Source organism: Paramesorhizobium leguminum, assembly GCF_003217235.1.
GTDB lineage: Bacteria > Pseudomonadota > Alphaproteobacteria > Rhizobiales > Rhizobiaceae > Paramesorhizobium > Paramesorhizobium leguminum.
This window is the reverse complement of sequence record NZ_QJTF01000028.1, coordinates 1-12,868: the sequence shown is the minus strand read 5'-3', so window position 1 is coordinate 12,868 and position 12,868 is coordinate 1. Positions and strand designations below refer to the sequence as shown.

Sequence of the window (12,868 nt, the reverse complement as noted above, 5' to 3'; positions counted from 1 at the left end):
TTAAGCCAGACCGGTGAGTTTCAGGAAGAAGGCCGTCGCAACGACCATGAAGAGCGAGATCGGCAGGAACACCTTCCAGCCAAGGCGCATCAGCTGGTCATAGCGGTAGCGCGGCACGAAAGCCTTCACCATGGCGAACATGAAGAAACAGAAGCACAGTTTCAGCACGAACCAGATGACACCCGGCACCCAGTTCAGGAACCACACATTGACCGGCGGCAGCCAGCCACCGAGGAAAAGAATGGTGGTCAGCGCGCACATCAGCGTGATGGCGACATACTCTCCGAGGAAGAACAGGAGGAACGGCGTCGAGGAATATTCGATCATGTGACCGGCGACGAGTTCCGATTCCGCTTCCACCAGATCGAAGGGCGGACGGTTGGTTTCCGCCAGCGCGGAAATGAAGAAGATGATGAACATCGGGAACAGGCCGAGCCAATGCCAGTCGAGGAACGAGCTTGGCAGGCCCATCATGGTGCCGAGGCCGGTGTTCTGCGATGTGACGATATCCGTCAGGTTGAGCGAGCCGACGCAGAGCAGCACGGTGACGATGACGAAGCCGATGGAGACTTCATACGACACCATCTGCGCCGCCGAGCGCAGCGCGCCGAGGAACGGATATTTGGAGTTCGACGCCCAGCCGCCCATGATCACGCCGTAGACCTCAAGCGAGGAGATGGCGAAGATATAGAGGATGCCGACATTGATGTTGGCGATGGCCCAGCCCGCATTCACCGGGATCACCGCCCATGTCGCCAGCGCCAGGACGGCGGAGACGAGCGGCGCGAGCAGGAACACCGCCTTGTTGGCGCCGGACGGGATGATCGGCTCCTTGAAGAGGAACTTTGTCAGATCGGCGAACGACTGGAGCAGGCCGAAGGGACCGACGACGTTCGGCCCGCGGCGCAGCTGCACGGCGGCCCAGATCTTGCGATCCGCAAACAGGAGATAGGCCACGCAGACGAGCAGCACGACGAGCAGCAGAACCGACTTCAGCGCGATGAACAGCGCCGGCAAGACGTATGTTGCGAAAATACCGTCCATTTTCCGTTTCTTTCCTTGCCCTATTCGGCTGCCTGCTGGAAGCCGCCCTGGGCGAGCGCGGAGCACTCGGCCATGATAGCCGAAGCCCGCGCGATCGGGTTCGTCAGATAGAAGTCTTTGATGACGGAAGCAAATGCGCCTTTGCCGGAACCCGCCTTTTTGCCGCCAAGCGCGACAATATCTTCCGCTTTCCCATGCTCGATGGCATCGATCCGCGCCATATGCGGGTATTCCGCATAGAGCCGCCCGCGCAATTGGGCAAGCGAATCAAAGGGAAGCTTGTGGCCAAGCACATCGGAAAGCGCGCGGAGAATCGCCCAATCCTCCTTCGCCTCGCCCGGCGCAAACGCAGCGCGGCTGGTCATCTGCACACGGCCCTCGGTATTGACGAACGTGCCGGACTTTTCCGTATAGGCCGCACCCGGCAGGATGACATCCGCCGCATGAGCGCCGGCATCGCCGTGAGTGCCAATATAGACCGTGAAGGTGTCGCCCTTGGCTGAGAGGTCAAGCTCGTCGGCGCCAAGCAGGAACAGAACGTCCATGCCACCGATCATCTCAGCGGCAACCTTGCCCACCTCGCCCGGCACGAAGCCGATATCGAGGCCGCCCACGCGGGCTGCGGCGGTGTGGAGGACGGCGAAACCGTTCCACTCATCGCTCACAGCGCCAACCTTGGCCGCGAGTTTGGCAGCGAGAACCAGCGCATCCTTGCCCCCCTCGCCCGTGAGCGCGCCCTGGCCGATGAGGATCATCGGACGCTTGGCGTTTTCGAGAACCGAATAGAACTCGCCCTTGCCATCGGCGAGGCCGCGCAGCGTATCGAGCCCGGCGCCGAGATAGGCATAATCATAGCGCAGATCGAAGGTCTCGCCGATCAGGCCGATGGGGAAATGGCCCTGACGCTGACGCTTCAAGATGCGGGCATTGAGCACCGAGGCCTCATGGCGCGGGTTGGAGCCGATGATGATGAGCGCATCGGCCTCCTCTATGCCCTGAATGGTCGGGTTGAAGATGTAGGACGCGCGTCCGAGCGACGGATCGAGCGCCACGCCATCCTGCCGGCAATCGATATTCGCGGAGCCGAGCGAGGCGAGAAGCGCCTTCAAGGCATACATTTCCTCAACGGTGGCGAGATCGCCGGCAACTGCGCCGATCTTGTCGCTTGAGGTGGCGGAAACCTTGGCGGCAATGGCGGCGAAGGCCTCGCTCCAGCTTGCGGCGTGGAGGCGACCGTTGCGGCGCACATAGGGCCGGTCCAGGCGCTGGGTGCGCAGGCCATCCCAGATGAATCGGGTCTTGTCGGAAATCCACTCCTCGTTGACCGCCTCGTTGGTGCGGGGCAGCACGCGCATCACTTCGCGACCGCGCGTATCGACGCGGATATTGGAGCCGACGGCATCCATCACGTCGATGGATTCGGTCTTGCCCAATTCCCACGGACGCGCCTGGAAGGCGTAGGGCTTGGAGGTGAGCGCGCCGACCGGGCAGAGGTCGATGACATTGCCCTGCAGCTCGGACGTCATGGCGCGTTCGAGATAGGTGGTGATCTCCGCATCCTCGCCGCGACCGATGAGGCCAAGCTCGGATACGCCGGCCACTTCCGTGGTGAAGCGGACGCAGCGCGTGCAGTGGATGCAGCGCGTCATGATCGTCTTCACCAGCGGGCCGATATATTTGTTCTCGACGGCGCGCTTGTTCTCACGGTAGCGCGAATTCTCCGCGCCATAGGCCATGGCCTGATCCTGCAAATCGCACTCGCCGCCCTGATCGCAGATCGGGCAATCGAGCGGATGGTTGATCAGCAGGAATTCCATCACGCCTTCGCGGGCCTTCTTGACCATCGGCGTGTTGGTGAAAATCTCCGGCGTCTCGCCGTTCGGGCCGGGGCGCAGATCGCGCACGCCCATGGCGCAGGAGGCCGCCGGCTTGGGCGGTCCGCCCTTCACCTCGACAAGACACATGCGGCAATTGCCGGCAATGGAAAGACGCTCGTGGAAGCAGAAGCGCGGCACTTCCGCGCCCGCCTCCTCGGCTGCCTGAAGGAGCGTATAGTGATCGGGAACCTCGATCTCTCTGCCGTCAACCTTGATCTTTGCCATCATTTATCCCCATTGAGGCGCGTCGCCTCGTAGGCTTGAAAGAGATCACTTACCTCGATGCCGTCGATCGTCATGCCTTCCAGTCGGCAACTGGAAATCGACGCGCCTGCAAGATTGGCGTTCGTAATCCGCAAACCCGCGAGATTGGCGTCCGTCACCGTCCAGCCGGACATGTTCAGATTATCGAACGTGCAGCCCGACAGATTGATGTTGTGATACGTGCCGCCGGACATGTTGACGTCGTCGTAGGTGGAACCTGAAAGGTTCACGTCATTGAAAACGGAACCTGAAAGATCGCTCTTCGTGACGGTCAGCCGATGCTTTTCCTGGTCGATCTTCATCGGCTCTACTCCGCCGCTTCCAGCGCGATATAGCGGCTGTTCACGGCATTGCGGCTGTAATCATCGATCCGCTTTTCGATTTCCGGGCGGAAATTGCGGATGAGGCCCTGGATCGGCCATGCCGCCGCATCGCCCAGCGCGCAGATCGTGTGGCCTTCCACCTGCTTGGTGATATCGAGCAGCATGTCGATCTCGCGCCGCTGCGCGTTGCCGGTGACCATGCGCTCCATCACCCGCCACATCCAGCCGGTGCCCTCGCGGCACGGCGTGCACTGGCCGCAGCTCTCATGCTTGAAGAACTGCGACAGGCGGGCGATCGCCTTGATGATATCGGTGGACTTGTCCATGACGATGACGGCGGCGGTGCCGAAGGAGGATTTGACCTCGCGCAGGCCGTCGAAATCCATCGGGCAATCCATGATGTCCTCGGCCTTCACCACCGGGCAGGACGCGCCGCCGGGAATGACCGCAAGCAGATTGTCCCAGCCGCCGCGAATGCCGCCGGCATGCTCTTCGATCAGTTGACGGAAGGTGATGCCCATCGCCTCTTCCACGGTGCACGGCCTGTTGACGTGACCGGAGACCATGAACAGCTTGGTGCCGACATTGTTCGGGCGGCCAATCGACGAGAACCATGCCGCGCCCCGGCGCAGGATGGTCGGCGCCACGGCGATGGATTCGACGTTGTTCACCGTCGTCGGGCAGCCATAGAGGCCCATATTGGCCGGGAACGGCGGCTTGAGGCGGGGCTGGCCCTTCTTGCCCTCAAGGCTTTCCAGAAGCGCGGTTTCCTCGCCGCAGATATAGGCGCCGGCGCCGTGGTGGACATAGATATCCATGTCCCAGCCGGTCTTGTTATCCTTGCCGAGAAGGCCGGCGGCATAGCATTCATCCACCGCGCGCTGCAGCGCTTCGCGCTCGCGGATATATTCGCCGCGGATATAGATATAGGAGACATGCGCGCCCATGGCGCAACCCGCGATGACGCAGCCTTCCAGCAGCGTGTGCGGATCGTTGCGCATGATGTCGCGATCCTTGCAGGTGCCGGGCTCGGACTCATCGGCATTGACCACGAGGTAATGCGGACGCCCCTCGGTGGCCTCCTTCGGCATGAAGGACCATTTGAGACCGGTCGGGAAGCCGGCGCCGCCGCGACCGCGCAGGCCGGACGCCTTCATCTCGTTGATGATCCAGTCGCGGCCCTTCTCGATCAGGGCCTTGGTGTTGTCCCAACGGCCCAGCGCCATCGCCTCTTTCAGCGAGTGGCCGTGCTGGCCATAGATATTGGTGAATATGCGATCCTTGTCAGCCAGCATGTCTCACCTCTTGTCCCGATCGATCCCGTTTCATCATCGCAAACCGCTGCATTATACCGGCTTCTTGGGTTTAGGCGCGGATTTCTTCGCCTTCGGAGCGGGGTCCGTCGAAGTCTTCTCTTCCGCGGCTTTGCTTACCTTGACCGGCGACGGCGTTCTCAACGAACCGTTCGTTTCTGCCGCATAGGTCTTGGGCTTTGCCGCCTTTGAAGGGGGCACTTCGACGGCGGCTTCGTTTCCGGCGACAGCGACCTTCGGTGTCTCCGCGCCATCCCCGTTCAGCGAGGTGAAGCCGCCCACCGGGGCCGAGAGAACGCGGTCGATCTGCGGGCCGGGCTTGATCTCGTCGCCCCTGCCCGCCTCGAAGGCGTCGATGATCTGTTCCAGCCGCTCCGGCGTCAGATCCTCATAGGTGTCCTTGAAAATCAGAACCATGGGAGCATTGACGCAGGCGCCGAGGCATTCGACCTCTTCCCACGACAGCGTGCCGGCCTCGTTCAGCGCAAACGGCTGGGGGTTGATCTTATGCTTGCAGACGTCCATCAGCGCTTCGGACCCGCGCAACATGCAGGGCGTCGTGCCGCAGACCTGCACATGGGCGCGGGTGCCGACGGGGCCGAGCTGGAACTGCGTATAGAACGTCGCCACTTCGAGCACGCGGATCAGCGGCATGTCGAGCATCTTGCCGACATACTCGATCGCCGCGCGGGTGACCCAGCCATCCTGTTCCTGCGCGCGCATCAACAGCGGAATCACCGCCGATTGCTGGCGCCCCTCAGGGTATTTCTTGATCTGCTGCTCAGCCCAGACCTGGTTCGCGCGGTTGAACGAGAACGCAAGCGGCTGAACGGAATCATCTGCGAGACGGCGAACGGACATCAGCGATCAACCTCACCAAACACGATATCGAGCGAGCCGAGGATTGCGGAGACGTCGGCAAGCATGTGGCCACGGCACATGAAATCCATGGCTTGAAGATGGGCGAAGCCCGGCGCGCGCAGTTTGCAGCGATAGGGCTTGTTCGAGCCATCCGAGACGAGATAGACGCCGAATTCACCCTTCGGCGCCTCGACTGCGGCATAAACCTCGCCCGCGGGAACGTGATAGCCCTCGGTATAGAGCTTGAAGTGCTGGATGAGCGCTTCCATCGAGCGCTTCATCTCGCCCCGCTTCGGCGGCACGATCTTGTGATCCGCATTCGACACCGGACCGGTGGAATCCTTGCCCAGAAGCAGATCGACGCACTGGCGCATGATGCGCACCGACTGGCGCATCTCTTCCATGCGGATCAGATAGCGATCATAGCAATCGCCATTCTTGCCGATGGGAATGTCGAATTCCATTTCCGGGTAGCACTCATAGGGTTGGCTTTTACGCAAATCCCATGCAGCGCCCGAACCGCGAACCATGACGCCGGAGAAGCCCCAGGCCCAAGCCTCATCCAGCGTGACGACGCCGATATCGACGTTGCGCTGCTTGAAAATGCGGTTGGGCGTGATGAGATCATCGAGGTTCTGCAAGGTCTTGAGGAACGGATCGATCCACTTGCCGATGTCTTCAACCAGTTTCTGCGGAATGTCCTGATGGACGCCGCCGGGACGGAAATAGGCCGCGTGCATGCGCGCGCCGGAGGCACGCTCATAGAAAACCATCAGCTTCTCGCGCTCCTCGAAACCCCAGAGCGGCGGAGTAAGCGCGCCGACATCCATGGCCTGCGTGGTGACATTCAAGAGATGGTTGAGGATGCGGCCGATTTCCGAGAAGAGCACGCGGATGACCTGGCCGCGCCGCGGCACCTCGATTTCAAGAAGCCGCTCGACGGCAAGCGCGAAGGCATGTTCCTGATTCATCGGCGCGACATAATCGAGACGGTCGAGATAAGGCACCGCCTGCAGATAAGTCTTGGCCTCCATCAGCTTCTCGGTGCCGCGATGAAGCAGGCCGATATGCGGATCGACACGCTCGACCACCTCGCCGTCCAGTTCAAGAACCAGACGCAAGACGCCATGCGCGGCAGGGTGTTGAGGCCCAAAGTTGATGTTGAAATTGCGAACCTGTGTTTCAGCCATGGTTAGCCTCACGGCGTGAATAGTGAATGGTGAATAGTGAATAGTGATTCATCAGACTTCACGCCCATTACGCTCTAAAGACCGGATCAATGAAACCAGCATTTTTCCAAGTTTCTCGTATCTTAGACCAAGGTCGTCGGCCTGCTTTTCTTTTAGAAGATCAACGCGCCGGGATAGCATAGTGTGCGTCTCCAACTCCTTGAGAGAGCCTTGCGCTATCCGCAGAAATTGAACGAACACCTTCCTCTGCGCGCGTCCAAAACCTTCGGCGATATTTGCGGGAATCGATGAGGCAGCACGACGCATTTGCGTTGTCATGCCAAACATCTCATCACGGGGAAAAGCCCGCGTCAGTACATAGATGTCAGTCGCCAAAGTCATCGAATCCTTCCAGACGTTCAAATCGCGATAGTCGCGTATCTTTTCTCGTTCTGGTCCCGCGTTTTCCATTCACTATTCACTATTCACCATTCACCATTCACCATTCACTGCTTCGCTTTTTCATCGCCGGGCAGGACGTAATCCGTCCCTTCCCATGGGGAGAGGAAATCGAAATTGCGGAATTCCTGCCGCAGTTCCACCGGCTGATAGACGACGCGCTTCAGCTCGTCGTCGTAGCGCACTTCCACAAAGCCCGTGAGCGGGAAGTCCTTGCGCAGCGGATAACCGTCGAAGCCGTAATCGGTGAGGATGCGGCGCAGATCCGGATGGCCGGAGAACAGGATGCCGTACATATCGTAGGCCTCGCGCTCGTACCACTCCGCACCCGGATATACGCCGGTTGCCGAGGGAACCTGCGTGTTCTCATCCGCCTGAACCTTGACGCGGATGCGGCGGTTATGGCGGGGCGACAGGAACTGGTAGACCACATCGAACCGCTTGGCGCGCTCGGGATAATCGACGCCGCTGATATCGATGAACGACACGAACCGGCACAGATCGTCGTCACGCAGGAAGGTCAGCGTGGCGATCAGCCGATCGACCGGCACGCTGAGCGCCAGTTCGCCATAGCTTATCGAGATATCGTCGATGCCGTCGCCCAGACGCTCTGTCAGGTAGAGCTTGAAATCTTCGAGGGCTTGCTCGTTGCTCATGCCAGCCTCTCCTATCGCTCTATGGTGCCGGTGCGGCGGATCTTCTTCTGCAGCATGAGAATGCCGTAGAGCAGAGCCTCCGCCGTGGGCGGGCAGCCAGGCACGTAGATATCGACGGGCACGACACGGTCGCAGCCGCGCACCACCGAATAGGAATAATGGTAATAGCCGCCGCCATTGGCGCAGGAGCCCATGGAGATGACATAACGCGGCTCGGGCATCTGGTCGTAGACCTTGCGCAGCGCGGGGGCCATCTTGTTGGTCAGCGTACCGGCGACGATCATCACGTCCGACTGGCGCGGGCTAGCGCGTGGCGCGATGCCGAAGCGCTCGGCGTCATAGCGCGGCATGGAGATATGCATCATCTCCACGGCGCAGCAGGCGAGGCCGAACGTCATCCACATCAGCGAGCCGGTGCGCGCCCAGGTGATGAGCGCATCGGTGGAGGTGACGAGAAAGCCCTTGTCGGACAATTCGCTGTTCAGATCGTTGAAGAACGCATCATCCGCACCGATGGGCTTGCCCGTGTTCGGGTCAATGATGCCCTTGGGACGGGGCGCGACGAGCGTGGCGTTGCTATCGGTCAATCCCATTCCAGCGCTCCCTTTTTCCATTCATAGATGAAGCCGATGGTCAGCACGGCGAGGAACAGCATCATGGACCAGAAGCCAAACCAGCCGATGGAGCCGAACGAGACGGCCCAGGGGAACAGGAAGGCGACTTCCAGATCGAAGATGATGAAGAGAATCGACACCAGATAGAACCGGATGTCGAATTTCATGCGGGCATCGTCGAAAGCGTTGAAACCGCACTCATATGCGGACAGCTTTTCAGGGTCAGGCTGCCGGTACGCGACCAGGAATGGCGCGACAAGAAGCGCCAAGCCGATCACCAGCGCCACGCCGATGAAAATGACGATGGGCAGGTAGGAACTCAAAAGCTCGTTCATGATCCAATTTCCGCCTTTAGAAACGAGGCTGTTTCGCTTGGTCTATAAGCCTTTACCGGCCACGAACATGCGACACATTGCATCTTGTAGCCGCATGATCTTGTCCAAAAAGCTAGCCAACTTTTTGGGACCATGCTCTGGTACAGGCCCTCGCCCAAGCAGCTTCAAAAGGCATGCCGTGCGAAACTCAGCGTGATTTGCGGCGAGGGTTAGCGCAGAGCCGCCAATGGCGCAAGCCTGAAGACAGGCAATTAACCGCCGACCTTTCGCCATATGCTTAACAATATGCGGCCCAGGACTGCATACGGGCAGGCATTCATCGCTGCATATAGGATGAAGGATGCGCCGAGACCACCGCGCGCGGTAGAAAAAGGCCGGGAATCAAACGGATTAACACAATAGAATCGAACCCGGGCGCGTAGCCAGCCTGCACCAAACGACCACAGCCGAACGGGCGTTTTTCACATGCGCATAGACGCCTCAAATGTTCGTGAGGCAGGCCGGCATTACGCGGCGCATGCGGAGACACATTCGCGTGATATCAGACGATGTATATTGGGAAGCGAAAGTTGAAACTGACTAAGGGAAATTTTAATCCCGGGCGGCGCGCCACTTCTCACCAAACAAACCAACTGATTGATTTCGTTTGAAGAAAAGTGGCGCGAGTGACGGGGCTCGAACCCGCGACCTCCGGCGTGACAGGCCGGCACTCTAACCAACTGAGCTACACCCGCGCATTTTGTGGCCGGCGTTTCGTCCGGCGTGAGCGGCTGTCTAAGGGGTTCCCCGATTCATGTCAACGACCTTATGTACAAATTTCGAAGAAAGTTTTTGATGCCCGGAAACATGGGCATCCGAGCGACTGCAATCGCTCGCAAATGCGCGGGCGGCTCAGCGACCCTTCCGCGATTTTCTCTTTTAGACACATATGGAACCGAATCCTCCCGCCGGCGCCGCTTAAAGAACCGCCCTCCCCCCAAAAGGATTCGGTGATGCGTCTTACTTCCCTCTTGCGCTTGCGTCACGAATTGCCTAAACGCTGCACACACGCTGCTTCACTGCAGTCGGGCGATTAGCTCAGTTGGTAGAGCGCTTCGTTTACACCGAAGATGTCGGCAGTTCGAGCCTGTCATCGCCCACCATATCTCATCAATAAAATCAGATATTTAACGCACGCCCTTCGGGGTTTTTGTTTTACCATCACCAACACACCCCCTTGAAATTTGAGGTGCCGTGCCAATAACAATAGTGGGCATTCACTTGCCAGTCGCAAAATCAAGCGAACCCTGTAGCCCTTGAGCTTCCAAATTTCCGGCGCGTAAAATTAAAACCACTGTTCCCTATTAAAAAAACCTCGAATCGCATCGATGGTTTTGTTTTTTTAGTAATGTCTAATAGACACGAGTTAAAACTCGAACAGCCCTCTCATTCTCAACGCAAGCATCCATCATCTCATAATCTCCCCAATATGCAGACTGACACTTACGATACATATCAACCTCGAATTTAAATATACGAGGATTTTTTTTATTTAGATGTTCATACAAAACCTTGTTTCGGATAAATTGAGCTAACTTCGGTGTTTGTTGCTCAGTGCAATAGTCTATCATTGAATTATCCGGCGACCATTTTTGCATACAACGACTGCGCATTGCGGTAGCCGCCACCTTTCGCTGCTCATACTCTTCTTTGAACTGCGCCCGAAGAGCCGGGTCAGTAATTTTACTTGAAATATCTGGGCGATCTAACTCACTAGACGATTGACAACCAGATAATATTACCGAGATAACGAAGATAGCCGTTGCAATTCTGAGTTTCATTTAAGCCGCCAATAAAATTAGGATTCCCTCCCCCGCAGGCACTCGTAATGAATATGGCGTACAAAATAAACCGGGAATAGAATATTTTGGCTGAAATCCTGCTTCAACCATACCATCTTGCAAACAGCCCAAAGACAGCCGCCTGATTGGGCAGCCATCAAACCCTGATCACATATTCCTTCCGCGTCGTCTCGATCACCTCCCACGTTCCCTTGAAGCCAGGACGCAGCGCGAAGCTATCCCCGGCGCGCACGGTAACCGCCGCTCCGCCCGCCTCCGCGATGACGGAAACGCCGGAGAGGATGTGGCAGAACTCCCATTCGTCATATTCGATGCGCCATTTGCCGGGCGTCGCCTCCCAGACGCCGGCATAGAGGCCGCCTTCGGCCTCCTCCATATTCCAGGTGCGGAATGTGGGATTGCCTTCGAGGATGCGGTCGGCGGGAGGAGCGCCCTCTTCCGCCGCCCCGGCACTATTCACATTGATCGAGAGAAAGAGCGGTCGCGCCGTCATCGAATCAGCCTGCCTTCGCCAGCGCCTGATCGAGATCGGCGATGATATCATCCGCATTCTCGATGCCTATGGAAAGGCGGACGACATCCGGCCCGGCGCCGGCCGCGATTTTCTGCGTGTCGGAGAGCTGGCGATGCGTTGTCGAGGCGGGATGGATGACGAGCGAGCGCGTATCGCCAAGATTCGCGACATGCGAGAAGAGTTCGAGGCTACCGACGAGCTTGACGCCCGCCTCGTAACCGCCCTTCAGGCTGAAGGTGAGCACCGCGCCGCCGCCCTTGGGGGAATATTTCTGCTGGAGCGCATGATATTTGTCCGCAGGCAGGGCAGAATAAGAAACCCATGAGACCTTATCGTGGTTTTCCAGCCAGGCGGCGACGGCAAGCGCATTGTCGCAATGGCGCTGCATCCGTAGCGGCAGCGTTTCCACGCCGGTGAGAAGCTGGAACGCGTTGAACGGCGAGATCGCCGGTCCCAGATCACGCAAACCGAGGACGCGGGCGGCGATGGCGAAGGCGATGTTGCCGAAGGTCTGGTGCAGCACCATGCCCGCATATTCCGGGCGCGGCTCGGAAAGCAGCGGATAATTGCCGGACTTGGACCAGTCGAACGTGCCGCCATCGACAATGATGCCGCCCATGGAATTGCCGTGGCCGCCGATGAATTTTGTCAGCGAATGAACGACAATGTCGGCGCCGTGCTCGATAGGGCGAATCAAATAGGGCGAGGCCAACGTGTTATCGACGATGAGCGGCAGGCCATGCTTCTGCGCGATCGCCGCCACCGCCTCAAGATCTACGATAATGCCGCCCGGATTGGCGATGCTTTCCACGAAGATGGCGCGGGTCCGCTCATCGATATGTTTTTCAAAGGATGCCGCATCATCGGTATCGGCCCAACGCACCTGCCAGCCGAAGGATTTAAACGCCTGCCCAAACTGATTGATCGAACCGCCATAGAGCTTGTTGGCCGCGACGAAATTATCGCCCGGCTGCATCAATGTCTGAAAGATCAGAAGCTGGGCCGCATGGCCGGAAGCCGTCGCCAGCGCCGCCGTGCCGCCTTCAAGCGCGGCGATACGCTCCTCCAGCACCGCAGTCGTCGGATTGGTGATGCGCGTATAGATATTGCCAAACGCCTGCAGGCCGAAGAGCGAGGCGGCGTGATCGGCATCCTCGAAGACGAACGATGTCGTCTGGTAGATGGGCGTGGCGCGCGCGCCGGTCGCCGGATCCGGCTTTGCGCCGGCGTGAATGGCGAGCGTTTCGATGCCTGGGGAACGGTGAGCCATGGTTTCCTCCGCTTTCAGCTTTTTTTGCTGGTTGCGCCTATCTATGGCCAGCGCGGCGGCGGAATCAAAGCAAATTCATTCCGGAAAGGGAAGCAAAGCGTAGATATTTCGCCCGCGGCTGGGCCATGAAAAATTTCGGCGCGAAAACAATGGATTGTGCGCGGATGCGTCGAGATTGATTCAAGCAGCCCAAAGCAAATTGTATCCGTTGTTGTAATGGAAATGTTGAGGCATGGATTCCTGTGACAAGCACAGGAATTGTCTGTTTGTTTCATGCTTAATTGGCGCTGAGGCTGGATGCGATTCCCGGGATGGCCACCCCGGGAAT

Annotated in this window: 13 protein-coding genes and 2 tRNA genes; 1 reads left to right on the top strand and 14 read right to left on the bottom strand. The window is 58.7% G+C overall.

Annotated features, from left to right (window positions below):
- From nuoH to C7477_RS16880, 11 genes are all read right to left on the bottom strand, one after another.
- Entirely contained in the window at nt 1–1,044 is a 1,044-nt protein-coding gene (gene nuoH, locus C7477_RS16930) for an NADH-quinone oxidoreductase subunit NuoH (protein ID WP_110754311.1), read from the bottom strand.
- Nucleotides 1,045–1,064: 20 nt separating this feature from the next.
- Nucleotides 1,065–3,146 carry an NADH-quinone oxidoreductase subunit NuoG gene (gene nuoG, locus C7477_RS16925; protein ID WP_110754309.1) on the bottom strand — a complete coding sequence of 694 codons (2,082 nt, stop codon included), beginning with the start codon at nt 3,144–3,146 and terminating at the stop codon, nt 1,065–1,067.
- A complete protein-coding gene (locus C7477_RS16920; protein ID WP_110754307.1) occupies nt 3,146–3,487 on the bottom strand; it encodes a pentapeptide repeat-containing protein in 342 nt (113 codons plus the stop codon). The genes nuoG and C7477_RS16920 overlap by 1 nt, the downstream gene beginning before the upstream one ends.
- Before the next feature lie 5 nt (nt 3,488–3,492).
- Nucleotides 3,493–4,803: an NADH-quinone oxidoreductase subunit NuoF gene (gene nuoF / locus C7477_RS16915; RefSeq protein WP_110754304.1), complete on the bottom strand. Its 1,311-nt coding sequence runs from the start codon at nt 4,801–4,803 to the stop codon at nt 3,493–3,495.
- Nucleotides 4,804–4,854: 51 nt separating this feature from the next.
- Nucleotides 4,855–5,682, bottom strand: a complete 828-nt coding sequence (nuoE, locus tag C7477_RS16910) for an NADH-quinone oxidoreductase subunit NuoE (protein ID WP_110754302.1) — start codon at nt 5,680–5,682, stop codon at nt 4,855–4,857.
- Entirely contained in the window at nt 5,682–6,872 is a 1,191-nt protein-coding gene (locus tag C7477_RS16905) for an NADH-quinone oxidoreductase subunit D (RefSeq protein WP_110754300.1), read from the bottom strand. The genes nuoE and C7477_RS16905 overlap by 1 nt, the downstream gene beginning before the upstream one ends.
- A gap of 51 nt (nt 6,873–6,923) precedes the next feature.
- Nucleotides 6,924–7,322, bottom strand: coding sequence for a four helix bundle protein (locus C7477_RS16900; protein WP_110754298.1), 399 nt, complete (start codon nt 7,320–7,322; stop codon nt 6,924–6,926).
- 35 nt (nt 7,323–7,357) lie between these two features.
- Nucleotides 7,358–7,966, bottom strand: a complete 609-nt coding sequence (locus C7477_RS16895; protein ID WP_110754296.1) for an NADH-quinone oxidoreductase subunit C — start codon at nt 7,964–7,966, stop codon at nt 7,358–7,360.
- An 11-nt stretch (nt 7,967–7,977) separates the two neighbouring features.
- Nucleotides 7,978–8,559, bottom strand: a complete 582-nt coding sequence (locus tag C7477_RS16890; RefSeq protein ID WP_110754294.1) for a NuoB/complex I 20 kDa subunit family protein — start codon at nt 8,557–8,559, stop codon at nt 7,978–7,980.
- Nucleotides 8,550–8,915, bottom strand: a complete 366-nt coding sequence (locus C7477_RS16885; RefSeq protein WP_110754292.1) for an NADH-quinone oxidoreductase subunit A — start codon at nt 8,913–8,915, stop codon at nt 8,550–8,552. The genes C7477_RS16890 and C7477_RS16885 overlap by 10 nt, the downstream gene beginning before the upstream one ends.
- Before the next feature lie 657 nt (nt 8,916–9,572).
- Nucleotides 9,573–9,649: transfer RNA gene (locus C7477_RS16880), tRNA-Asp, on the bottom strand.
- Between the two features lie 332 nt (nt 9,650–9,981).
- Between C7477_RS16880 and C7477_RS16875 the strand changes: the two genes are divergently transcribed.
- Nucleotides 9,982–10,057: transfer RNA gene (locus C7477_RS16875), tRNA-Val, on the top strand.
- A gap of 249 nt (nt 10,058–10,306) precedes the next feature.
- On the opposite strand, the gene C7477_RS18825 is transcribed toward C7477_RS16875, so the two are convergent.
- The 3 genes from C7477_RS18825 to C7477_RS16865 all read right to left on the bottom strand — a co-directional run bounded on the left by C7477_RS18825 (nt 10,307) and on the right by C7477_RS16865 (nt 12,540).
- On the bottom strand, nt 10,307–10,735 hold the full coding sequence (locus tag C7477_RS18825; RefSeq protein WP_146226115.1) for a hypothetical protein: 429 nt from the start codon (nt 10,733–10,735) through the stop codon (nt 10,307–10,309).
- A gap of 157 nt (nt 10,736–10,892) precedes the next feature.
- Entirely contained in the window at nt 10,893–11,249 is a 357-nt protein-coding gene (locus C7477_RS16870; RefSeq protein WP_110754290.1) for a cupin domain-containing protein, read from the bottom strand.
- Between the two features lie 4 nt (nt 11,250–11,253).
- Entirely contained in the window at nt 11,254–12,540 is a 1,287-nt protein-coding gene (locus C7477_RS16865; protein WP_110754288.1) for an O-acetylhomoserine aminocarboxypropyltransferase, read from the bottom strand.
- Nucleotides 12,541–12,868 lie beyond the last annotated feature (328 nt).